Origin of the sequence: Solimonas soli DSM 21787, from assembly GCF_000474945.1 — a bacterium.
Lineage (GTDB): Bacteria > Pseudomonadota > Gammaproteobacteria > Nevskiales > Nevskiaceae > Solimonas > Solimonas soli.
This window is the reverse complement of the sequence record NZ_AXDW01000001.1, coordinates 343,963-365,222: the sequence shown is the minus strand read 5'-3', so window position 1 is coordinate 365,222 and position 21,260 is coordinate 343,963. Positions and strand designations below refer to the sequence as shown.

Below are 21,260 nucleotides of genomic sequence, written 5' to 3'. Positions count from 1 at the left end.
ACGACCGGCGATGCCGCCGGCAGCGCAAAAAAAGCTTCCCATCGGGCGCTCTTTGGCTATAATGCGCGCCCCTGTCGTGGGGCTATAGCTCAGCTGGGAGAGCGCTTGCATGGCATGCAAGAGGTCGTCGGTTCGATCCCGACTAGCTCCACCAAATACAGGATTGCCTCGTCCCCATCGTCTAGAGGCCTAGGACATTACCCTTTCACGGTAAGTACCGGGGTTCGAATCCCCGTGGGGACGCCATCTCGAACGATGGCCGCATGAAAAAGAGCCCGCACGCAGCGGGCATTTTTGTTGGTGCGCCACGCCGGCCGCTCCGCTAGCGGTTCGGGCGCAGCACGACCTGATCGCGGCAGCGATCGTCGACGTCGCGGCCGCAGGCGCGCGGCTGCAGATCGGTGTCGAAGCACATGCGCACTTCGCGCAGGTAGCGGCCGTGGCATTGCACGGCGATGCCGTCGCGGTCGAAGTCGCGATTGTCGCGGATGAAGCTGCGTTCGATGGCGTCGGCGCTGGTGCTGAGATAGTCCTCGGCCTCGCGGTATTCGGCGGGAATCTCGATCTTGCGCCGCACGCGCTCGACCAGCGCGAAGTAGTCCTCCTGCGACAGTCCCGAGCAGCTGCCGTGCGTGTCCCATTCGTGCTGGATCAGCGCCTCGCTCGGCATCAGCGGCAGCATGCGCGCGATCAGCGGCTTGGGCACGCGCTCGCGCCGCGCACAGCGCGACGGGTAGCCGCGCTCGTACTGCGGCCACAGGCCGTGCACGACGAAGGCGTAATGCTGACGGCACTGCTCGTCGCCGACGTTCGCCTGGCAATATTCCGGCGACCAGGACAGCGACAGCACCCAGTAATCGAAGCGCCCGGGCGCATCGCCGGCGACGGTCCGGGCGCTGCACAGCAGGGACAGCAGCACCGCGACGAGAAGTCCGCAACGGCGCCGCATCGGCATCAGGCCTTCTGGCCGGCCAGGAACAGCCAGGTTTCGACGACCGTGTCCGGATTCAGCGACATCGACTCGATGCCCTCGTCGAGCAGCCAGCGCGCGAGGTCCGGATGGTCGGAAGGACCCTGGCCGCAGATGCCGATGTACTTGCCCTGCTTGCGGCAGGCGTCGATCGCCATGTGCAGCATGCGCTTGACCGCTTCGTTGCGCTCGTCGAACAGATGGGCGATCAGGCCCGAGTCGCGATCGAGGCCGAGCGTCAGCTGCGTCATGTCGTTGGAGCCGATCGAGAAGCCGTCGAAGTATTCGAGGAACTTGTCGGCGAGCACGGCGTTCGACGGCAGCTCGCACATCATGATCAGCTGCAGGCCGTTCTTGCCGCGCTCGAGGCCGTTGGCCTTGAGGATCTCGCCCACCTGGCGCGCCTCGTCGAGCGTGCGCACGAAGGGGATCATGATCTTGACGTTGGTCAGGCCCATCTCGTCGCGCACGTACTTGAGCGCGCGGCACTCCAGCTCGAAGCACGGCCGGAACGATTCGGCGATGTAGCGCGAGGCGCCACGGAAGCCGATCATCGGGTTCTCTTCGTGCGGCTCGTAGCGCTTGCCGGCGATCAGGTTGGCGTATTCGTTCGACTTGAAGTCGGACATGCGCACGATCACCGGTTCCGGCGCGAACGCCGCGGCGATCGTCGCCACGCCCTCGGCGAGACGCTTGACGAAGTAGTCGACCGGGCTGCCGTACGGCGCGATCATCGGATCGATGATGCGGCGCAGCTCGGCCGGCTGCTTGTCGAGCTCGAGCAGCGCCTGCGGGTGGATGCCGATCTGGCGGTTGATGATGAACTCGAGGCGGGCGAGACCGACGCCCTTGTGCGGCAACGAGGCGAAGTCGAACGCCTGCTCCGGCGTGCCGACGTTCATCATGATCTTGACCGGGATGTCCGGCATCTTGTCGAGGGCGATCTCGTCGACGCTGAAGTCGATGTTGCCCTCGTAGACGAAGCCGGTGTCGCCTTCGGCGCAGGACACCGTGACCTTGGCGCCGTCCTTCAGCACCTCGGTGGCGTCGCCGCAGCCGACCACGGCGGGGATGCCGAGCTCGCGGGCGATGATCGCCGCGTGGCAGGTGCGGCCGCCGCGGTTGGTGACGATGGCGCTGGCGCGCTTCATGATCGGTTCCCAGTCCGGGTCGGTCATGTCGGTGACCAGCACGTCGCCGGCCTGCACGCGGTGCATTTCGTCGATGGACTTGAGCAGGCGCACGGCGCCGGCGCCGATCTTCTGGCCGATCGCGCGGCCTTCGGCGAGCTTCGGGCCCTTGCCCTTGAGCTTGTAGCGGCGCAGCACGTTGGCGCTGGCGCGCGACTGCACGGTTTCCGGACGCGCCTGCAGGATGTAGAGCTGGCCGTCGATGCCGTCCTTGCCCCACTCGATGTCCATCGGCCGGCCGTAATGTTCCTCGATGGTCAGCGCCTGCACGGCGAGCGCTTCGACCTCGGCGTCGGACAGCGAGAAGCGGTTGCGCTCCTCCGGCGTGACGGCGGCGAACTCGATGGTCTTGCCGACCGATCTGTCGGCCGAGTAGATGAGCTTCTTGGCTTTCTCGCCGAGGCCGCGCTTGAGGATCGCCGGACGCTTGGCGCGGATGTTCGGCTTGTAGACGTAGAACTCGTCGGGATTCACCGAGCCCTGCACGACGGCTTCGCCGAGGCCGTAGCTGGAGGTGACGAACACGGCGTCGCGGAAGCCCGATTCGGTGTCCATGGTGAACATGACGCCGGACGCGCCCCTGTCCGAGCGCACCATGCGCTGCACGCCGGCCGACAGCGCGACGGCGGCGTGGTCGAACTTGTGGTGCACGCGGTAGGCGATGGCGCGGTCGTTGTAGAGCGAGGCGAAGACTTCCTTGATCGCGTGCAGGACGTTGTCGATGCCATTGACGTTGAGGAAGGTCTCCTGCTGGCCCGCGAACGAGGCGTCCGGCAGGTCTTCGGCGGTCGCCGACGAGCGCACGGCGACGGAGATTTCCTTGCCCGACTCGGCGACCAGCTGGTCGTAGTGCGCGCGGATTTCCTGCTCGAGCTCGGCCGGGAACGGCGCCTTGAGCACCGCCTCGCGGATCGCCTTGCCGGTCCTGGCGAGCGCGGTGACGTCGTCCACGTCGAGCTTGGCGAGCATCTCGTTGATGCGCGCGGCGAGGCCTTCGTGGCTCAGGAACTGGCGGTACGCATCGGCCGTGGTCGCGAATCCGTTCGGTACGCGCACGCCGGAGGCGGCGAGGTTGCGGATCATTTCGCCGAGCGAGGCATTCTTGCCGCCGACGATCTCCACGTCGTGCATGCCAAGTTCGGAGTACCAGAGGACGTTGCGGGTCACTATCGAATCTCGATGATGGGTAGGGGTGTGCACGGCTGGCCTCTTCAGGACACAAACGTGCGGACTATCTGGCGATCAAGCTGTCCTGGGGCTGAAGCAGACTGGCGCGGCGCCGGTTCGACGCGACGCCGAGGCGCTGCACGAATCCGTATGCGCCGCGGCACCGCCTGCCGCGGACCGCAAGACTGCAGAATCTCCCGTTGCCGGCGGCGGACTGGCACGCCCGCCGAAAAAAACTGAAACTGCGCCGATGACACAACGCACCGTTTTCTTCGTCTCGGACGGCACAGGCATCACCGCCGAAACTCTCGGCAACACGCTCCTGACGCAGTTCGACGGCCTGGAGGTCGAAAAAACCACCCTGCCATTCATCAACTCCGCCGAGCGGGCGCGAAGCATAGTCGACTATATCAATTTCGTCGCTACCCAGAGCGCGGTCCGGCCGCTCGTCTTCAGCACCACGGTCAACGACGAAGTGCGGGAAATCCTCCGCACCGTCAATGGCTTGTTCCTCGATTTGTTCGACCAGTTCATCCACATCCTGGAGGCCGAAGTCGGCCAGGATTCGTCGCACGCGGCCGGCCGCGCGCACGGCGGCGCGAACACCGCCCGCTACAACGCCCGCATCGCGGCGATGAACTACTCGATGGAGCACGACGACGGCGCCTCGACCCGCGATCTCTCCCGCGCCGACGTCATCCTCGTCGCGCCGTCGCGCTGCGGCAAGACGCCGACCACGCTGTACCTGGCCCTGCAGCATGGCGTGTTCGCCGCCAACTTCCCGCTCACCGAGGACGACCTCGAGAACCTCGTGCTGCCGAAGGTCCTGCGCGGCTGCGAAAGCCGCTGTTTCGGCCTGATCATCGACGCCGAGCGCCTGATGCAGATCCGCAACGAACGGCGCCCCGGTTCGCGCTACGCCTCGCTCGCGCAGTGCTCCTACGAACTGCGTCGCGCCGAGCAGCTCTACCAGCGCCACGGCATTCCCTACGTCGACTCCAGCAACATGTCGGTCGAGGAAATCGCCGCGACCGTCATGCAGGAGAAGAGCCTGCGGCGGCAGACGTTCTGAATGAAGGCGTGAGCGGCGATTCGTGACTGGTGATTCGTAAAAGCGCCATACTTGCCCATCACGGGTCGCGAATCATGAATCACGAGAAGTGAGCCTCTACAGTCCCCGCCTCAACCGCCTCATCGAGGCGCTGCGCCGCCTGCCGGGCGTCGGCCCGAAATCCGCGCAGCGCATGGCTTTCCACCTGCTCGACCGCGACCGCGACGCGGCGGCGCTGCTCGGCACGGCGCTCGGCGACGCGCTGTCCGGCATCGGCCGCTGCCCGAGCTGCCGCATGTTCTGCGAGGACGAGGCCTGCCGCTATTGCAGCGCATCGCGCGCGCAGCAGGGTCAGCTCTGCGTCGTCGAAGGACCGGCCGACCTGATGGCGATCGAGCAGGGCACGCCGTACCGCGGCCGCTACTTCGTGCTCATGGGCCGCCTGTCGCCACTCGACGGCATCGGCCCCGACGAACTCGGCCTGCCGCGCCTCGCGGCGATGCTGGACGAAGGCTGGGTGCAGGAGCTGATCATCGCCACCAATCCGACCGTCGAAGGCGAGGCGACGGCTTACTACCTCGCCGAGATGGCCAAGGCGCGCGGTCTTCGCGTCACCCGCATCGCGCACGGCGTGCCGATGGGGGGCGAACTGGAATACATCGACGGCGGCACGCTGGCGCACGCCCTGAGCGACCGGCGCGCGGTCTGAAGGTCATGCCGGCCGCGCGGGCCCGACGGCGCGACCTATTCCAGCAGCGTGTCGATCTTCGCCGCACAGAGTGAGCCGGGGATTTCATGAAGTGCCAGTGGCACTTCATGCCCGGCGAACGCCTGGGGCTGGGGCCCCAGGCTAGTCGAGGAGCGTGTCGATCTTCGCCGCACAGATGAAGTCGTTTTCGGTCAGCCCGTTCACCGTGTGCGTCCAGTACGTCACCGTGCAGCTCTTGTAGCCGAAGCTGATGTCCGGATGGTGGTCGGTCGTGTGCGCGATCCAGGCCACGGCGTTGACGAAGGCGGTGGTCTGCCAGTAGTTGTCGAAGTCGAACGTGGCCTCGATGCCCTTGCCCTCGCGGGCCCATTTCCAGCGCTTGTCCAGCTGTTCCTTGAGCTTGCTGGCGGCGCCGAGATCGAGCGCGGGCACACCGCCCTCGCAGGGCTTGCAACGACGGGAGGCGAGATCGGTCATGGCAGGCGGTTCCGACGGGAAGGCGCGCGATTCTACGCGTATCGCCTGGCCGTCGCTCAGGCGTCGAGCGCCTGCGCGAGATCGGCGCGCAGATCGTCGAGATCCTCGATGCCGACCGACAGCCGGCACAGCGTGTCGCTGATGCCGAGCGCGGCGCGCGCCTCGGGCGGCACGCTGGCGTGCGTCATGATCGCCGGATGCTCGATCAGGCTTTCGACGCCGCCGAGCGATTCGGCCAGCGCGAAGACGCGGCAGCGTTCGAGGAAGCGGCGCGCGTCGTCGAGCCCGCCCTTGAGCTCGAGGCTGATCATGCCGCCGTAGCCGCCGTGCATCTGGCGCGCGGCCAGCGCGTGCTGCGCATGCGAAGGCAGGCCGGGATAGTGCACGCGGGAAACCCTGGGATGCGTTTCCAGCCACTGCGCGAGTGCCAGCGCGTTCTCGCAGTGGCGTTGCATGCGCACGGCGAGCGTCTTCACGCCGCGCAGGGCGAGGAAGCTGTCGAACGGTGCGGCGATTGCGCCGGTCGCGTTCTGCAGGAAACGCAGGCGGTCGGCCAGTTCCGCGTTGTCGCCGACCACGACGATGCCGCCGACCACGTCGGAATGGCCGTTGATGTACTTGGTCGCCGAATGCATCACGGCGTCGAAACCATGTTCGAGCGGCCGTTGCAGATACGGGCTGGCGAAGGTGTTGTCGGCGATGGCGAGCACGCCGCGACGGCGCGCGATCGCGCCGATCGCCGCCAGATCGCAGAGCTTTAGCATCGGATTGGTCGGCGTCTCGACCCAGATCAGCCTGGTGTCCGGGGTGATCGCCGCCTCGACCTTGTTCGCCTCGCGCATGTCGACGAAGGAGAAGCGCAGGCCCGCCGATGCGGCGCGCACGCGCGTGAACAGGCGGTAGCTGCCGCCGTACATGTCGTCGCTGGCGACCACGTGCGCGCCCGGCTCCAGCAGGTCGAGCAGCGTCGCGGTGGCCGCCATGCCGGAGGCGAAGGCGAAGCCGTGGCGGCCGCCTTCGAGATCGGCGATGCAGCGTTCGTAGGCGAAGCGCGTCGGGTTCTGCGAGCGCGAATACTCGTAGCCCTGGTGCACGCCCGGCGAGGACTGCACGTAGGTCGAGGTCTGGTAGATCGGCGGCATGATGGCGCCGGTCGAGGGATCGGGAGCCTGGCCGGCGTGGATGACGCGCGTCGCGAAGGCGCTGCGCGGCGAGGAATCGCTCATCGTGTGGCTCTCCTGTCAGGCGAGTTGCTTGCGCAGATAGTTCAGCAGGTCGATGCGGGTGATCAAGCCGACGAAGCCGTCGCGGCCGGCGACGATGGCGACGTGATCGCGCGCGAACACCGGCAGCAGGTCGGCGATCGGCGCGTCGGGCGAGACGGTCTCGAGACTGCCGACCATCGCCGTGCCGATCGGATCGCGGAAGCGCGCCGGATCGAGCGCGACGTGCTGCACGAGATCCGATTCGTCGACGATGCCGACCAGCCGGTCGCCGTCCATCACCGGCAGCTGCGAGACGTCGAACAGCTTCATGCGCCGGTAGGCGTGCAGCAGGGAGTCGTCGGGCCGCACGGTGACGGCCGAGCCCTCGGCGTAGCGGCGCACGATGAGATCGACCACGCCGCCGGCGCTCGGCCGCTCGAGCAGGCCCTGCTCGAACAGCCAGGCATCGTTGTACATCTTCGACAGATACTTGTTGCCGCTGTCCGGCACCAGCGTGACGACGCGCTTCGGCGCAGTCTGGTCGCGGCAGTAGCGCAGCGCCGCGGCAAGCAGGGTGCCGGTGCTCGAGCCGCCGAGGATGCCTTCGCGGCGCAGCAGTTCACGCGCCGCGGCGAAGCTCTCGCGGTCGGGAATCTCGTAGGCCTGGCGCACGCGGGCGAGATCGCAGTTCGGCGGCACGAAGTCTTCGCCTATGCCTTCGACCAGCCAGCTGCCGGCCTCCTTCTGGATCCTGCCGGTGCGCACGACGTCGGACAGCACCGAACCCTGCGGATCGGCGAGCACCATTTCGACGTGCGGCGCGACGCGCGCGAAGTAGCGCGACAGGCCGGTCAGCGTGCCGCCGCTGCCGACGCCGACCACCACCGCGTCGAGCATCTGGCCCATCTGCGCCCAGATCTCCGGGCCGGTGCTCGCCTCGTGCGCGAGCGGGTTCGCCGGGTTGGCGAACTGGTTGACGTAGAAGCTGCCGGGAATCTCGCGGCTCAGGCGCTCGGCGACGTCCTGGTAGTAGTCGGGGTGCCCTTTGCCGACGTCGCTGCGCGTGATGCGGCACTCGGCGCCGAGCGCTTTCAGATGCAGCATCTTCTCCTGCGCCATCTTGTCGGGGATGACGAGGATCAGCCGATAGCCCTTCTGGCTCGCGGCCAGCGCGAGGCCGAGGCCGGTGTTGCCGGCGGTCGCTTCGATCAGCGTGCCGCCGGGCGCGATGCGGCCTTCGCGTTCGGCGGCCTCGATCATCGACAGGCCGATGCGGTCCTTGATCGAGCCGGTCGGATTCTGGTTCTCGAGCTTGGCGAACAGGCGGCAGTGGCCGCCATCGAGATTCTTCAGCTCGACCAGCGGCGTGTTGCCGATCGCCTGCAGGATCGCACCCTGGTGAGCCCCTTGGTGGGCCATCGGCTCCTCCGCGTCGTGTTGTGCGCGATGGCTTCACGATACCATCGCTCCCCGATCCCTCGAATGAAAGAAAACCCCGTGACCGAACCGAATCCGCTGAACCTGATCTGGATCGATCTGGAAATGACCGGCCTGGTTCCGGAGCAGCACCGCATCATCGAGATCGCCACGGTCGTCACCGATCTGCATCTCAACATCCTCGCCGAAGGCCCGGTGTTGGCGATCCGCCGCAAGGACGAGGAACTGGCGATGATGGACGAGTGGAACGTGACCCAGCACGGCAGGTCGGGCCTGACGCGCCGCGTGCGCGAGAGCGGTATCGACGATGCCGAGGCCGAGCGGCAGACGATCGCCTTCCTCGAGAAATGGGTGCCGGCCGGCAAGTCGCCGATGTGCGGCAACTCGATCTGCCAGGACCGCCGCTTCCTCGCGCGCTGGATGCCGGCGCTCGAACGTTTCTTCCACTACCGCAATCTCGACGTCAGCACGCTCAAGGAACTCTGCGCGCGCTGGGCGCCGGACATCGCCAGGGGCTACAACAAGCAGAGCAAGCATCTGGCGCTCGACGACATCAAGGAGTCGATCGAGGAACTGCGCTACTACCGCAACCACTTCCTGCGCTTCCCGGCGGTGTGAGCGCCGGGCGCGCGATGCTCGTCAGCGCAAGGGCAGGATGACGCTGACCCGCGCGCCGCCGAGCGGCGCGCGTTCAAGCGTCAGATTGCCGCCGTAGGCCTCGATGATTTCGCGCACCGCCGCCAGGCCGATGCCCTGGCCGGGTTTGCGCGTATCCGCGCGCACGCCGCGCTCGAGCAGTTTCTCCGGCTGTTGCGGGAAGCCCGGGCCGTCGTCGTCGACGTCGATGCGGCACAGCTTGCCGTCGACCTGCGCGGCGATGCGCACGCGGCGGTTGCCGTACTTGGCGGCGTTGTCGAGCAGATTGCCGAGCAGCTCGTAGAGATCGCCCTGGTCGGCGCGCAGGCGCAGGCCCGGATCGAGCGCGTTGTCGAAGCGGATGTTGCGGCTGCCGTAGACCTTGGCGAGCGCCATCATCAGCTTCTCCGCCAGCGGCCGCAGCACGACCGGCTCGGTCAGCGTGCGGCTGCCGGCGGCGGCGGCGCGGCGCAGCTGGTGATCGACGATGTGCTGCATGCGGCTCAGCTGCTCGTGCAGCTGCTGCTGCTGTGGCGACGGAATGTTGCCGTCGCTCGACACGCCGCGCAGCACGGCCAGCGGTGTCTTCAGCGTGTGCGCGAGATCGCCGAGCGCGTTGCGGTAGCGCGTCTGCTGGTTGTGCTCGTTGACGATCATCGCATTGAGATCGCGCGTCAGCGGCGTCAGCTCGTCGGGATAGCTGCCCTCGATGCCGGTCTGCTGGCCGGTTTCGATGAGCTGCAGCTCGCGGCCCAGCTTGCGCAGCGGCGCCAGGCCCCAGCGCAGGATCAGCAGCAGGGTGACGACCAGCGCAGCGACGGTGGCGCTGAGCCACAGCCACAGCGTGCGGCGGAAGATCACCAGCTGGCGATCGAAGGAACTGGTGTCGTCGATGACGCTGACGACGTACTGGCGCGGCTGGTTGCCGTCCGAATCGACCCAGCGCAGACCGAAGCTGAGGCTGAAGGCGTCCGGCGAGCGCAGGCGCTGGAAGCGCCATTCGCCGACCTGCAGATGTGGCGGCGGCGGTACATCGAGCGTATGCGAGGAACTCCAGACCATCACGCCGAGTTCGTTGAACAGCGCCGCCTGCAGGCCGGACAGCGGCTCGCGCAGGCGGCGGTCGGGGACGGCGTCGAGCGCGATGGTGAGTTCGCCGGCCTCCGTGAGCGAGGCGGCGCCGAGCAGCGCGTAGATCAGGCCCTCGAGCTTGTCCTGCTGCGCCTGCAGCAGGGCACTCTCGAACGCCTTCTCGAGCGCGAAGCCGCCGAGGCCGACGAACACCAGCAGGACCACGGCCGTCGAAACGAGCAGCCGCGCCCGCAGTGAGCTGAGCCGCGGGGGGCGCCTCAGGCGCGCGGCAGATCCCACCGGTAGCCGGAGCCGCGCAGGGTCGTGATCGGGTTGTAGCGGCTGTCGGCGTCGAGCTTGGCGCGCAGGCGGCGGATGAAGACCTCGATGACGTTGCTGTCGCGCTCCTCGTCCTCGGTGTAGAGGTGTTCGGTCAGCTCGCTCTTCGAGATCACCTTGCCGGCGTGCGTCAGCAGATATTCGAGCACGCGGAATTCGTAGCTGGTCAGGTCGACCGGCTTGCCGTCGACCGCGACCGACTTGGCGCTGGTGTCGACGACGTAAGGGCCGGAGCTCAGCGTCGCCTGCGTCCAGCCGCCGACGCGGCGCACCAGCGCGCGCACGCGGGCGATCAGCTCTTCCTTGTGAAAGGGCTTGACGAGGTAGTCGTCGGCGCCGGCTTCGAGGCCCTCGACCTTGCTCTGCCAGCCGTCGCGGGCGGTGAGGATGAGGATCGGATACTTGCGGCCGGCCTTGCGCACGCGGCGGATGACGTCGATGCCGGGCAGGCCGGGCAGGCCGAGGTCGATGACGGCGACGTCGGCCGGATACTCCTCGGCCATGTAGGCGCCGTTGTCGCCGTCGGCCGCCGCATCGACGGCGAAGCCCTCGTCGCTGAGAAACTTGGAAACCTGCTCGCGCAGATCCGGATCGTCTTCGATGACCAAAGCGCGCATGGATGAAACTCCCTGGCTGGAATGGCGGCGAACGCCGCCTAAGGATTGACCTGATAGATGCGGACTTCGCCGTCCTTGAGCATCTTCACGCGATAGCCCGCGCCGTCCGGCTGCACCGCCAGCACCCGACCGCCGTGGCGGCGCTGGATCTCGCGGGCGGCGTCGTCCGGCGTCAGGGCCGGGCCGCTCGGGGCGCGCAGCGACTCGCCCTGCACCAGGCCGGCCGGCGGCAAGGACGGCGGCGTGCTCTCGCGCTCCTTGCCCGGTGCCCGCGCATACGCCGCCTCGGCGGCATGCAGCAACATGCCGCTGACGATCAGCGCGGCGACGGTCCGGAAGATGGGCATGGCCGGAATTTAATCGGCCCCGGCGCGAACGTCCACGCACCGGACGGGCGGGGCGACATCGTGAAGAGCTCGGCCGGCGGCCACGCGGCAGGAGAAGTGCGTCAACTGGCTCATGATCGTCCTTCCGTTGCTCGACGTGGCTGCATGCAGCATCTCATCGGCGCCAGCGTATCGCGATAAACTGAATTCGTCCTTAACTTTTTATCGATTTTTCAGCAACTAAGGTCGACGACCAGAGCGGCTCCCGGGCCTCACTCACTGCTGCGCGGTGGTCGCGAAGCGCTTCAGCGTGGCCGGCGAGAAGTAGTCGGGCTTCTGCCCGACGTCGTATTCCATGAGCTTTCGTTCTTCGTTCGTCATGTTGATGATGACGTAGCGCCGCGACTGCAGGTCGTAGTGGACCTGCACGCCGTTGACCACGACCGGCACATTGGCGAAGGCGATCGAATGCGACTCGGCGGTGCGCCAGAACTGGTCGCGCTCGTCGTAGATGTCCTGCGCGTGGACGATCCACGAGTCCTCGTCGAGATAGAACACGCGCTTCTTGTAGCGGTGCGCGAAGCCCGGCTTCACATTGGCCTCGATGACCCAGACGCGGTGCAGCTCGTAGCGCGCGAGGTCCTGGTTGATGTGGCCGGCCTTGACGATGTCCTTGTACTTCAGCTTCGGGTCGTAGAGCCTGTAGCTGTTGTACGGGATCAGCAGGTCCTTCTTGCCGATCAGCTTGATCGTGTAGCGGTCGAGCGGACCGTTGAACATGTCGAGCTGGTCGTGCGTCATCAGGCCGTCGTACAGCGGATTGTCGTAGCCCACTTCGCCGATGCGCCGCGCGCGGCCGACCGTGTTGTTGTAGACCCAGACGCCGGTTTCGTCGGCGATGCGGTCGATCGGCACGTGCAGCAGGTGCGCCTCGCCGGCGAGATTGGGCGGCGCGATGGTCTTCTGGAAAGCGTAGAGGTTCATGCCCTTGATCGAGTCGGGCGTCGCCTCCGGATTGTTGTACATGAACGCCAGCTCGACATAGTCGCGCTGCACGACGAAGCTGCCGTCGGGCGCGGTCGCTGCCGAGTTGACGTAGCCGCGCAGGCCGCGCGTGTTGTAGCGCATGATGTGGTTCCACATCACTTCGGTGCCGTTCTTCGGAATCGGGAACGGATAACCCTGCGCCGCGCAACAGAAGCCGTAGCCGTTGTCGGTCAGCTCGACGGTGCTCGCATTCTTCTTCGTGGCGGCGTAGAACCAGGCCGGGTACGAGGCGCTGCGATGCGTCGGGTAGACGATCATCTTGTAGTCGGGGAAGGTCTTGAACAGCGCCTTGTAGCCCTCGGTCAGCACCTCGCCGTACTGGACGACGTTCTGCGCGGTGATCGTGTACAGCGGCTTGTCGGCGGCGTAAGGATTGGCGCCGCGCGGCATGTCGGCCTTTGGCAGGCCGCCGTCCCATTTCGGGATCGTGCCCTTGGCGTTGGCGCCGGCCTCGGCGCCGATCGGCGTCAGTTCCTTGCCGAGTTTGGCGGCTTCGTCGCCGTCGACCTTGGCGCTCGCGTTGGCGGCGAGCGCCAGCCCGAACAGCGCCGCGAGGATGATGAGCGGCCGGTTGTGCGACGGGTTCATGAGCGGTCCTCGCCTCGGGTTTCTCGATGTTGGACTGCGGCGGCGGCGCCGGGGTTCGGGCGCCGGCCGAGCGCCAGCCAGGCCAGCGCCGGCAGCAGCACGACGGCGCCAAGGAGATTGGTGCTGAACATGAACAGCAGCAGCAGGCCCATGTCGGCCTGGAACTGCAGGCTGGAGAACAGCCAGGTGAACACGGACAGCAGCAGCGAGGCCGAGGTGAAGACCACCGCCTTGCCGGTGTGACGCAGCGCCTCGTAGTACGCCTCGCGCAGGGCGGAGCCGGCTTGCAGATGGCGCGCGAACACGCTCCACAGGTAAATGCTGTAGTCGACGCCGATGCCGACGCCGAAGGCGGCGACCGGCAGCGTCGCCGGCTTCATGCCGATGCCGAGCATCGCCATCAGGCCGTAGGTCAGCAGCGAACACAGCACCAGCGGCGTGAGGATGCACAGCACGGCGACGCCGCTGCGGAACGACAGCCAGGCGAACAGGCCGAGCGTCGCGTGCACCCAGACGATCACCAGCAGCTCGCGCGCGCGGATTTCCTCGTTGGTCGCCGCCCACACGCCGACATTGCCGGAGGCCAGCTCGAAGTCGACGCCCGCGCCGGCGTTGGCCTTGTTGAACGCTTTCACCGCCACCACGACACGGTCGATGGTCTCGGCGCGATGATCCTGCGTGAAGACCAGCACCGGCATGACGCTGCAATCCGGATTGGCGAGGCCGAGCTGGCTGGGAATCGGCGAAACCAGCTGCGAGAGGTCCTGGTTGCGCGGCAGCACGCGCCACTTCGGCGCGCCCTCGAACCAGCCGGCGCGCACCTGCTTGGCGAGCTGTGGCAGCGCCAGCACCGAGCGCACGCCGTCGGTGTTCTGCAGATGCCAGGCGAGGCGGTCGATCGTTTCCATCTTCCGCGCATCGACGCAGCCGTATTCGCCGGCGACGGCGAGGACCTTGAGCACGTCGACGCCGATCGCGAAGTTGCGGCCGATGACGCGCGAGTCGACGTTGTAGCGGCTGTCGGGCCGCAGCTCCGGCACGCCGATCTGGCGATCGCCGACGGTCAGCTTCGGATACATCCACAGCGCCCAGGCCAGCGCGACGACCGCGGCGGCGAGCGCCGGCAGCGCGGCGCGGCCGCTGGCGAACACCGACAGGCGGCGCCAGAGGCGATCGGAAAACGCCACGCGCCGGCGCTGCTGCGCGCGGAAGCGCTGCACGTCGTGCACGCGCACCCAGGACAGCACGATCGGCAGCATCAGCTTGTTGGTGACGATGACCGCCGCCATGCCCATCGCCGCGTTGATCGCCATTTCGCGCACGATGTCGATCTTGATGAAGGCCAGCGTCGCGAAGCCGATCACGTCGGTGAGGATGGCGACGCTGCCGGGAATGAACAGCTGGCGGAAAGTGGCGACCGAGGCATCGAGCGAATCGAGATCGTTGACCGCGACCTCGTAGCGCCAGGCATTGACGTACTGCACGCCGTGCGACACGCCGATCGCCAGGATCAGGAACGGCACGAGGATCGCGAACGGATCGAGGCCGTAGCCGGCGACGCGCAGCAGGCCGAGTTCCCAGCAGACCGCGGCGACCGCGGCGCCGAGCGGCAGCAGGGCCAGGCGCCAGGAGCCGCAGAAGGCCCACAGCAGCAGGAACGTGGCGACCAGCGCGATGACGAAGAAGCCGACGACCTCGTGGGCCGCGTCGCCGACGTCGCCGACGACCTTGGCGAAGCCGATGATGTGCACGCCGATGCGCTCGTTCTCGTAGCGTGCACGAATGGCCTCCAGCTTGCGCGCCACCTCGCGGTAATCGAGGCGGGCGCCGGTTTCCGGATCGTGCTCGAGCAGCTCCGCGACCACCAGGGCGCCGCGCTGGTCGAGCGAGACCAGGCGACCGATGATGCTGGCCTTGCCGACATTGGCGCGGATGCGCGCCAGCATCTCCGGCGTCGGCCGGTAGTCGCGCGGCACCACGTCGCCGGACGCGAAGCCGCCCTCGACGTTCTCGATGTAGCGCACGCCCGGCGTGAACAGCGAGGTCACCCGCGAGCGGTCGACGCCCGGCAGGAAGAACACCTCGTCGGTGATCTTGCGCAGGGCGTCGAGGAAGGCCGGGTCGTAAATGTCGCCCGGCGTTTTCTGCATCACGGCGATCGAAATCAGATTGGCGCCGCCGAAGGCCTTCTCGTAGCGCTTGAACACCTGCATGTACGGATGGTCGAGCGGGATCTGCTTCTCGAAGCCGGCATCCGGCTGCAGGCGCAGCGCCTGCCAGAGCATCAGCGCGGTGAAGGCCAGCAGGATGCCGAACGTGAGCCAGCGCCGCGCGTACACCAGCGGCTCGACCCGGCGCAGGATGCGTTCGGCGTAGGGGCCCACCCGTTTCTCCGTTTCTTGTTCTGCGTCCGTCGCGGCGACGGACTTGGCCGCATTGTGGGATGCGGCCGGCGGGGCGAACAAGGTCCGCCGCGGCAGCGCCGTCTGGCGCTGGCGTCAGCGCGAGGGATTCAGATCGTGCGCGCCAGCTGCAGCAGCTGTTCGGATTTCGCGTAGGCGCGGAACAGGGTGCGGGCGAGCACGGCGAGAATGCCGTGCATCTCCTCGGCGCTGTACTGGCGCATCGGCACGACGCAGGCCTCGATGAGGGCGATGACGGCGCGTGCCATCTGGTCGGCGTCGCCGCCGAGCTCGAGCTGGCCGCGTTCGCCGGCGCGCTGCAGCACGTCGCGCAGGGTCGCGATCGAGGCCGCCTCGAACGTGCGCTGCGCCGCCATCAGCGTCGCGGTCTCGGGGCGCGAGGGAATCAGCCAGTAGCCGGCGACGCCTTTGGCGACGCGGCGATCGAGCAGGAGCTTCTGCAGGCCGGTGAAGACGTGCAGCACCGCGCGCACCGGCTCGGCCTCGGCGCGCATCGGATCGAAGATGTACTGGTCGAAGATGCCGTGCAGGCGCTTCAGGCAATCCAGGTACAGCGCTTCCTTGCCGTGGAAATGCCAGTACAGCGCACCTTTCGAGAGCCTGGCGGCCTTGGCGATGTCGCCGATCGACACGCCCTCGTAGCCGTAGCGGCCGAACAGCTCGAAGGCCTGATCGCCGATCGCCTTGACGGTATCGAACTGCTCGTGGGCTGGCTTGCGCGGCATAGGGCCGCGATTCTCGATGAAACCGCCGCGTCGCGCCAGATCGCGGCGTCGGATAACGTCGCGATCAGGCCGTGCGGCGATGGCCGAGCAGGCGAGCGGGCAGGTAGAGCAGGGCGCCGATCAGCGCGAACACCGCGCCGACGCCGATGCCGACCAGGCGCAGCGGCAGCGAGACCAGCCAGACCAGCGGCGCCAGCAGCAGCGCGAGGAGCGCCAGCGGCCAGCACAGCGCGGCGAGCAGGCACCAGCCGATGAAGAAGAGCAGAGCGTTCATGGTGCGTGCGCGCCTCAGGCCTCCAGATCCTTGAATTGCCGGCGCAGATCGAGTTCGTCCTGCGTCACGCAGGCTTCGATCTGGCGCAGGCGACGGTCGAGCTTCTCGAAGCGCGCCTTGGCGTCGCCCGGCGACAGGCCGCCGGGACGGCCGCCGGCCGGGGGCGTGCGCGGGCCGCCGCCGGCTCCCGTGCCGCGGTACGGCGCCGGCGCGTCGGCCGGGTCCATCAGGTACCACAGCGCGAGATAGATCACGCCGACCGGGAAGAAGCCGCTGAAGATCAGCGCGAGGATGACCAGCACGCGGACGACCTTCACGCTCCAGCCGAAGTAGTCGGCGACACCGGCGCAGACGCCGGCGATCCAGCCTTCGCCCGGATAGCGGCGCATGGCCGACAGGGTGCCGTTGTCGTCGCGCGGCGCTCTGCTAGTGCTGCTCATGATGCTTCTCCCTCCAGCCCGGAGCTTCCACGTCGAGCAGGCGCTCGAGCGTGTCGATACGTTTTTCCAGTCGATCCGCCAGTTCCGTCAGCTCGCCGCTGACGACCGTCTTGTGCTTGAGCTCCAGCTCGCGCTTCTGCGCGACGTGCCGGAAGATCAGCAGCGGGATGACGATGAACAGTCCCGTGACCGCGACCAGCGGAATCAGCAATGCCGAAATGGTTTCCACCCCTCACTCCTGCGCCTTGTCTTTGTCCATCGGCGATTGCTTGCCGGCCTTGGCGCGCAATCTTGCCAGTTCGTCTTCGAGCTTGTCGTCGCCGAGCTTCGCGAACTCGTCGCGCAGCCGATCGGCGCCGAGCTCGAAGGCATCGACCCGCGATTCGAGCTCGTCGGCCGCCCGCTCGGCCTGATCGAGCGCCGTCCTGGCCGTCGCCGTGCGCTTGTCGTCGATCTGCTCGCGAACCTTGATGCGCGAGCTCGCCGACTGCGTGCGCAGATGAATGTTCTTCTGCCGCTGGCGGGCCTCGGAAAGCTTGCTGCGCAGCTTGCCGATGTCCTCGTCGAGCTTGCCGATCTCGACGTCGACGCTCGCCAGTTCGCGGCGCGCCTCGTCGATGCGTTCGCCGGCGCGGCGCTTGGCGGCGAGCGCGCCGCGGGCGAGATCCTCGCGGTCCTTGCGGATCGCCAGCTCGGCCTTGGCTTCCCAGTCGGCCGCTTCGGCGCCGAGCGTGTCGATCGCGCGCTGCAGCTCCTTCTTGCGTGCCAGGAAGCGAACCGCCGTCGAGCGAACTTCCACGAGCGTGTCCTCCATTTCCTGGATGATGAGCCGCGCCATCTTCTCCGGATCGTCGGCCTTGTTGAGCAAGGCGCTCAGATTCGAATCAATGACGTCTCGCGTTCTGGAAAAAATTCCCATCCATCCATCCTCGAAAAACTGCGGGTACGGCGCCGCTGCGGTTACGCGGCGCGCTTATGGTGCCCGACGACCGTCACCGTCGGCAGTTCAGTGTCGACCGCGTTGTAGCTGACCTCGTGCACGTCGGCCGGACGCGCGGCCGTCGTCGCGGCGACGAGCTGCACGGCCTGCTGGTGGCCGGCGTCGGCGACATGGGTCGCGTAGCCGCTGATGCTGGCGAAGGTGGCGCCGGTCATGACGAGGGCGGCGGCGGCGCTGATCAGGTGGCTCTTGAAGTTCATGGCAAATCCCCTTGTTGGCGTTCTGCAGTGTTCACTGCGTGAGTGGTTGACGGGAGTGATAACGCCAGGTCCGTGCCAAGCCGGGCTTTAGTCGTAACACATTGAATTATATTTGATTTGTTTTTCCGCATCGCGGCGCGGCGCCGTATTGCTTGGGATTGTAAGCCGCCTCTTGGCGATTTTCGCCAACATCTAGCAGAATGCCGGCATGGAACTGCGCGACACTCTCGACCCGATCCTCGGCCAAGCCGACAACTTCCTGGCCGTGCTGGAAAAAGTCTCGAGGGTCGCGCCGCTGTCGAAGCCGGTGCTGATCATCGGTGAACGCGGCTCCGGCAAGGAGCTGATCGCCGCGCGCGTGCACTACCTCTCCGAACGCTGGGCGCGGCCCTACGTGAAGTTCAACTGTGCCGCGCTCAACGAGGAATTGCTCGAATCGGAGCTGTTCGGCCACGTCGCCGGCGCCTTCACCGGCGCCGCGAAGACGCGCGTCGGGCGCTTCGAGCTGGCCAACAACGGCTCGATCTTTCTCGACGAGCTGGCCTCGATGTCGCTGCGTCTGCAGGAAAAGCTGCTGCGCGTGGTCGAGTACGGCGAGTTCGAGCGCGTCGGTTCGAGCGAGACGGTGAAGGTCAACCTGCGCCTGATCGGCGCGGCGAACGTCGATCTGCCGGCGCTGGCGCGCGCCGGCAGGTTCCGCGAGGACTTGCTGGATCGTCTGTCCTTCGATGTCGTCACGGTGCCGCCGCTGCGCGAGCGGCGTGAGGACATTCCGCTGCTCGCGCAGAAATTCGCCGAAGGCATGTCGCGCGAGCTGGGCCGCGAGTACTTCGCCGGCTTCTCGCCGGCGGCCGAGCGCGCGCTGCTTTCTTATGAATGGCCCGGCAACGTGCGCGAGCTGCGCAACGTCGTCGAGCGCGCGGTGTATCGCCTCGAGAACGAGCGCCGCGTGGTCGAGAGCATCGAGTTCGATCCGTTCGCCTCGCCATACCGGCCACGCGCGATGGCCGCGCAGCTGGCCGGCGCCGCGCCGCCGGTCGCGGCGCCGGCGAGTCAGGAGCCGCCGTCTATCGCCGCCGTGCCGCAGCTGCCGCTCGATTTTGAGGCGGCGGTGGCCGATTTCGAGACGCGCCTCCTGCGCCAGGCCCTCGAAGACGGGCGCTACAACCAGCGCCGTGCCGCCGAACTGCTGCAACTGACCTACCACCAGTTCCGCGGCCTGCTGAAAAAGTACAAATTGCTCGATAGCGAGTAAGAAAAATCTGAAGCTTCAACGGCGTTTCCCTACGTGCCCGAATGGCACGGAATTGGCACATCAACGACTTAGTGCCAGCGGCAGTGTTGCCGTGCGGTCCGGTTGCGGATCAGGGGCCCACAGGACAAAGACGTCCACAGCGACGGATCCGTAGCCACGGATCCCATCGGTGATTTGGATCATTTGCGACTGCGGGGTGTGGAGATGCAGATGCTCGACGAGCTAGGTCCTTCGAAAGACCGGCGGGGGACGCCAGCCAGCAGGCCGGGCACATGTTTGCGCGTCGTGCTGGTGGACGACGACGGGGCGCGTGCCGCGTTCGTGACGCAGGCGCTGCGCGCAGCGGGACACGATGTGGTCGCGCGCATGTCGGCGACCGAGGACTTGCTGGCGGCCGTGCGCCGCGTGCGGCCGGACGTGATCCTCGTCGACATGGACAATCCGGCGCGCGACGTGCTCGATAACTGTGCAGCCGTGACCCAACAAGTGCCGCGGCCGATCATTTTCTTCGCCCGCGATTCCGATCCGGACACCATCGCCCGCGCCGTGCGCGCCGGTGTCTCGGCCTACGTGGTCGACGGCATGGCGGCGCACCGCCTGAAGCCGATCCTCGACGTCGCCATCGCCCGCTTCCACGAACACCAGAAGCTGCGCAACGAGCTCGACGAAATGCGCACGCGGCTCGCCGACCGCCGCGACGTCGAGCGCGCCAAGGCGCTGCTCGTGCGCCTGCGCAAGCTCGACGAAGCGCAGGCCTACACCCTGCTGCGCAAGAGCGCGATGGCGCGCCGCATCACCATCGGCGAGGCGGCGCGTACCGTGCTCGCCGCCGCCGAGCTGCTCGATGCCGGCGCCGGCCTCGACCCGCTGGAGTCGGCGCCGTGAACCTGATGCTGCCGTTCCGGCCGGAGATCACGCATCTGACGGTCGGCTACATGCCGCTGCTCGATTCGGCGCCGCTGCTGTGGGCGCAGCATCGCGGCTATTTCCGCGCCGCCGGACTCGATGTCGAACTGGTGCGCGAGGTGTCCTGGGCCAGCCTGCGCGATCGGCTGGCCTACGGCGCGCTCGACGCCGCGCAATGCCTGTCGCCGATGCCGGTCGCCGCCACGCTCGGCGCCGACGGCGTCGGCGTGCCGATGGTCACCGGCCTGTGCCTGTCGCAGGGCGGCTCGGCGATCACCTTCTCGCGCTCGATGGCCGATCGCATCGGCCTGCGTTCCGGCATGAACGTCGCCGACAGCGCCGCCGCGGTCGCGCAGTACGTGCGCGGCGGCGGGCGTCTGCGTCTGGCGCACGTGTTCGCCTTCTCGATGCACCACTATCTGCTGCGCGACTGGCTCGCGCTCGGCGGCATCGGTCTCGACACCGCCGGCATCGAACTATCGGTCGCGCCGCCGCCGCAGATGGTGCGCCTGCTGGAGAGCGGCGCGGTCGACGGCTTCTGCGTCGGCGAGCCGTGGAACACGGCGGCGGTCAAGGGTGGCCTCGGGTTCGTGGTCACGCCGACCAGCAGCATCTGGGACGGCGGCGCCGAGAAAGTACTGGGCGTCACCCGCGAATGGGCGCAGCAGTTCCCGCAAACGCATCGCGCCCTGCTCGCGGCGGTGATGTCGGCACTGCACGAGCTGACCAGCCGCGACGTCACACGCGAACTGACCACGCTGCTGCATCGCCTGCAGGTGGTATCGGTGCCGGACTCGTGGATCGAGCAGGTGCTGCGCGGCCAGGGCGCCGGCACGCCGCCGCGCTTCGCGCAGGGCCTCGTGGCCTTTCCGCGGCGCTCGCAGCTCATGTGGTGCGCGCTGCAGATGCTGCGCTGGCGGCAATGGAGCACGCCGCTGAGCCTGGCCGAGCTGACCACCTCGGTGGTCGACGTCCGTGCCTTCTGCGACGCGGCGGCGACGCTCGAACTGCCCTTGCCGATCACCGACGCGATTCGCGAAGGCGCGGGCGCGGTGCCGCTCGGCGCCGACGGCGCGATCGTCGAGTCGCGCTTCATCGACGGCGGCGAACTCGATCCCGCCAACCCGGCCGAGTACCTCGCGGCGCGCGGCTGGAACCGCGACGTCGCGCGTGCGGTGATCGCCGGATAAGACGCCGGCCTGCACCA

Annotated in this window: 22 protein-coding genes and 2 tRNA genes; 8 read left to right on the top strand and 16 right to left on the bottom strand. The window is 67.5% G+C overall.

The genetic code is table 11. The annotated features are described in order from the left end of the window. Window positions 1-78: 78 nt before the first annotated feature. Window positions 79-154: transfer RNA gene (locus K344_RS0101755), tRNA-Ala, on the top strand. 16 nt (window positions 155-170) lie between these two features. Then, window positions 171-246 (top strand) — tRNA-Glu (locus tag K344_RS0101750). Window positions 247-322: 76 nt separating this feature from the next. On the opposite strand, the gene K344_RS0101745 is transcribed toward K344_RS0101750, so the two are convergent. Both K344_RS0101745 and ppsA read right to left on the bottom strand, forming a co-directional pair. Further along, complete coding sequence (locus K344_RS0101745; RefSeq protein WP_157622710.1) at window positions 323-955, bottom strand: ribonuclease T2 family protein; 633 nt, start codon at window positions 953-955, stop codon at window positions 323-325. Then, the gene (gene ppsA, locus K344_RS0101740; RefSeq protein WP_028079228.1) at window positions 955-3,327 is read right to left on the bottom strand and encodes a phosphoenolpyruvate synthase; all 2,373 of its coding nucleotides are present in this window, start codon (window positions 3,325-3,327) and stop codon (window positions 955-957) included. Before ppsA ends, K344_RS0101745 begins: the two co-directional genes overlap by 1 nt. Before the next feature lie 25 nt (window positions 3,328-3,352). Between ppsA and ppsR the strand changes: the two genes are divergently transcribed. After that, window positions 3,353-4,399, top strand: coding sequence for a posphoenolpyruvate synthetase regulatory kinase/phosphorylase PpsR (ppsR, locus tag K344_RS0101735; protein ID WP_245586069.1), 1,047 nt, complete (start codon window positions 3,353-3,355; stop codon window positions 4,397-4,399). Between the two features lie 88 nt (window positions 4,400-4,487). Next, window positions 4,488-5,087, top strand: a complete 600-nt coding sequence (gene recR / locus K344_RS0101730) for a recombination mediator RecR (protein WP_028079226.1) — start codon at window positions 4,488-4,490, stop codon at window positions 5,085-5,087. Between the two features lie 141 nt (window positions 5,088-5,228). Here recR and K344_RS0101725 read toward each other — a convergent pair whose 3' ends face one another. From K344_RS0101725 to K344_RS0101715, 3 genes are read right to left on the bottom strand one after another with little or no spacing between them, the layout of a single operon-like run. After that, window positions 5,229-5,564 (bottom strand): 4a-hydroxytetrahydrobiopterin dehydratase, encoded by a 336-nt coding sequence (locus K344_RS0101725; RefSeq protein ID WP_028079225.1) that lies wholly within the window; start codon window positions 5,562-5,564, stop codon window positions 5,229-5,231. A gap of 56 nt (window positions 5,565-5,620) precedes the next feature. Further along, window positions 5,621-6,790, bottom strand: coding sequence for a cystathionine gamma-synthase (locus tag K344_RS0101720; RefSeq protein WP_028079224.1), 1,170 nt, complete (start codon window positions 6,788-6,790; stop codon window positions 5,621-5,623). Between the two features lie 15 nt (window positions 6,791-6,805). After that, on the bottom strand, window positions 6,806-8,188 hold the full coding sequence (locus tag K344_RS0101715; protein ID WP_028079223.1) for a pyridoxal-phosphate dependent enzyme: 1,383 nt from the start codon (window positions 8,186-8,188) through the stop codon (window positions 6,806-6,808). A gap of 78 nt (window positions 8,189-8,266) precedes the next feature. Here K344_RS0101715 and orn point away from each other — a divergent pair, with 78 nt between their 5' ends. Beyond that, window positions 8,267-8,824 carry an oligoribonuclease gene (gene orn / locus K344_RS0101710; RefSeq protein ID WP_028079222.1) on the top strand — a complete coding sequence of 186 codons (558 nt, stop codon included), beginning with the start codon at window positions 8,267-8,269 and terminating at the stop codon, window positions 8,822-8,824. 21 nt (window positions 8,825-8,845) lie between these two features. Here orn and K344_RS0101705 read toward each other — a convergent pair whose 3' ends face one another. The 11 genes from K344_RS0101705 to K344_RS0101650 form a co-directional block, all read right to left on the bottom strand. Beyond that, window positions 8,846-10,138, bottom strand: a complete 1,293-nt coding sequence (locus K344_RS0101705) for an ATP-binding protein (protein ID WP_245586068.1) — start codon at window positions 10,136-10,138, stop codon at window positions 8,846-8,848. A gap of 53 nt (window positions 10,139-10,191) precedes the next feature. Next, entirely contained in the window at window positions 10,192-10,869 is a 678-nt protein-coding gene (locus K344_RS0101700) for a response regulator transcription factor (protein WP_028079220.1), read from the bottom strand. A gap of 38 nt (window positions 10,870-10,907) precedes the next feature. Next, window positions 10,908-11,216 (bottom strand): hypothetical protein, encoded by a 309-nt coding sequence (locus tag K344_RS19660; protein ID WP_043113462.1) that lies wholly within the window; start codon window positions 11,214-11,216, stop codon window positions 10,908-10,910. Between the two features lie 255 nt (window positions 11,217-11,471). Beyond that, complete coding sequence (locus K344_RS0101685; protein ID WP_028079219.1) at window positions 11,472-12,830, bottom strand: DUF1329 domain-containing protein; 1,359 nt, start codon at window positions 12,828-12,830, stop codon at window positions 11,472-11,474. Then, complete coding sequence (locus K344_RS19655) at window positions 12,827-15,214, bottom strand: efflux RND transporter permease subunit (RefSeq protein WP_084196816.1); 2,388 nt, start codon at window positions 15,212-15,214, stop codon at window positions 12,827-12,829. Before K344_RS19655 ends, K344_RS0101685 begins: the two co-directional genes overlap by 4 nt. A 128-nt stretch (window positions 15,215-15,342) precedes the next feature. Beyond that, window positions 15,343-15,978, bottom strand: coding sequence for a TetR/AcrR family transcriptional regulator (locus tag K344_RS0101675; protein WP_028079218.1), 636 nt, complete (start codon window positions 15,976-15,978; stop codon window positions 15,343-15,345). 64 nt (window positions 15,979-16,042) lie between these two features. Further along, window positions 16,043-16,252, bottom strand: coding sequence for a hypothetical protein (locus K344_RS0101670; RefSeq protein ID WP_028079217.1), 210 nt, complete (start codon window positions 16,250-16,252; stop codon window positions 16,043-16,045). 14 nt (window positions 16,253-16,266) lie between these two features. Further along, the gene (locus tag K344_RS0101665) at window positions 16,267-16,692 is read right to left on the bottom strand and encodes a PspC domain-containing protein (protein WP_028079216.1); all 426 of its coding nucleotides are present in this window, start codon (window positions 16,690-16,692) and stop codon (window positions 16,267-16,269) included. Beyond that, the gene (locus K344_RS0101660; RefSeq protein ID WP_043113461.1) at window positions 16,679-16,921 is read right to left on the bottom strand and encodes a hypothetical protein; all 243 of its coding nucleotides are present in this window, start codon (window positions 16,919-16,921) and stop codon (window positions 16,679-16,681) included. The genes K344_RS0101665 and K344_RS0101660 overlap by 14 nt, the downstream gene beginning before the upstream one ends. Before the next feature lie 3 nt (window positions 16,922-16,924). Continuing rightward, window positions 16,925-17,611 carry a PspA/IM30 family protein gene (locus tag K344_RS0101655; RefSeq protein WP_028079214.1) on the bottom strand — a complete coding sequence of 229 codons (687 nt, stop codon included), beginning with the start codon at window positions 17,609-17,611 and terminating at the stop codon, window positions 16,925-16,927. 41 nt (window positions 17,612-17,652) lie between these two features. Continuing rightward, a complete protein-coding gene (locus tag K344_RS0101650; RefSeq protein WP_028079213.1) occupies window positions 17,653-17,892 on the bottom strand; it encodes a hypothetical protein in 240 nt (79 codons plus the stop codon). Between the two features lie 208 nt (window positions 17,893-18,100). On the opposite strand from K344_RS0101650, the gene pspF reads away from it, so the two are divergent. The 3 genes from pspF to K344_RS22710 all read left to right on the top strand — a co-directional run bounded on the left by pspF (window position 18,101) and on the right by K344_RS22710 (window position 21,243). Then, a complete protein-coding gene (gene pspF / locus K344_RS0101645; protein WP_028079212.1) occupies window positions 18,101-19,147 on the top strand; it encodes a phage shock protein operon transcriptional activator in 1,047 nt (348 codons plus the stop codon). 291 nt (window positions 19,148-19,438) lie between these two features. After that, on the top strand, window positions 19,439-20,032 hold the full coding sequence (locus tag K344_RS19650) for an ANTAR domain-containing response regulator (RefSeq protein ID WP_245586066.1): 594 nt from the start codon (window positions 19,439-19,441) through the stop codon (window positions 20,030-20,032). Window positions 20,033-20,037: 5 nt separating this feature from the next. Beyond that, complete coding sequence (locus K344_RS22710; protein ID WP_245586085.1) at window positions 20,038-21,243, top strand: CmpA/NrtA family ABC transporter substrate-binding protein; 1,206 nt, start codon at window positions 20,038-20,040, stop codon at window positions 21,241-21,243. Window positions 21,244-21,260: the final 17 nt, after the last annotated feature.

Excerpts from the sequence above, each read along its gene's own strand:
- K344_RS0101665 (WP_028079216.1), bottom strand. The coding sequence starts at position 16,692 with ATGAGCAGCACTAGCAGAGCGCCGCGCGACGACAACGGCACCCTGTCG.
- K344_RS0101715 (WP_028079223.1), bottom strand. The coding sequence starts at position 8,188 with ATGGCCCACCAAGGGGCTCACCAGGGTGCGATCCTGCAGGCGATCGGC.
- K344_RS0101700 (WP_028079220.1), bottom strand. The coding sequence starts at position 10,869 with ATGCGCGCTTTGGTCATCGAAGACGATCCGGATCTGCGCGAGCAGGTT.
- K344_RS0101655 (WP_028079214.1), bottom strand. The coding sequence starts at position 17,611 with ATGGGAATTTTTTCCAGAACGCGAGACGTCATTGATTCGAATCTGAGC.
- K344_RS19660 (WP_043113462.1), bottom strand. The coding sequence starts at position 11,216 with ATGCCCATCTTCCGGACCGTCGCCGCGCTGATCGTCAGCGGCATGTTG.
- K344_RS0101675 (WP_028079218.1), bottom strand. The coding sequence starts at position 15,978 with ATGCCGCGCAAGCCAGCCCACGAGCAGTTCGATACCGTCAAGGCGATC.
- K344_RS0101725 (WP_028079225.1), bottom strand. The coding sequence starts at position 5,564 with ATGACCGATCTCGCCTCCCGTCGTTGCAAGCCCTGCGAGGGCGGTGTG.
- K344_RS22710 (WP_245586085.1), top strand. The coding sequence starts at position 20,038 with ATGCTGCCGTTCCGGCCGGAGATCACGCATCTGACGGTCGGCTACATG.
- K344_RS0101670 (WP_028079217.1), bottom strand. The coding sequence starts at position 16,252 with ATGAACGCTCTGCTCTTCTTCATCGGCTGGTGCCTGCTCGCCGCGCTG.
- K344_RS0101650 (WP_028079213.1), bottom strand. The coding sequence starts at position 17,892 with ATGAACTTCAAGAGCCACCTGATCAGCGCCGCCGCCGCCCTCGTCATG.
- K344_RS0101745 (WP_157622710.1), bottom strand. The coding sequence starts at position 955 with ATGCCGATGCGGCGCCGTTGCGGACTTCTCGTCGCGGTGCTGCTGTCC.
- K344_RS0101720 (WP_028079224.1), bottom strand. The coding sequence starts at position 6,790 with ATGAGCGATTCCTCGCCGCGCAGCGCCTTCGCGACGCGCGTCATCCAC.
- pspF (WP_028079212.1), top strand. The coding sequence starts at position 18,101 with ATGGAACTGCGCGACACTCTCGACCCGATCCTCGGCCAAGCCGACAAC.
- K344_RS0101685 (WP_028079219.1), bottom strand. The coding sequence starts at position 12,830 with ATGAACCCGTCGCACAACCGGCCGCTCATCATCCTCGCGGCGCTGTTC.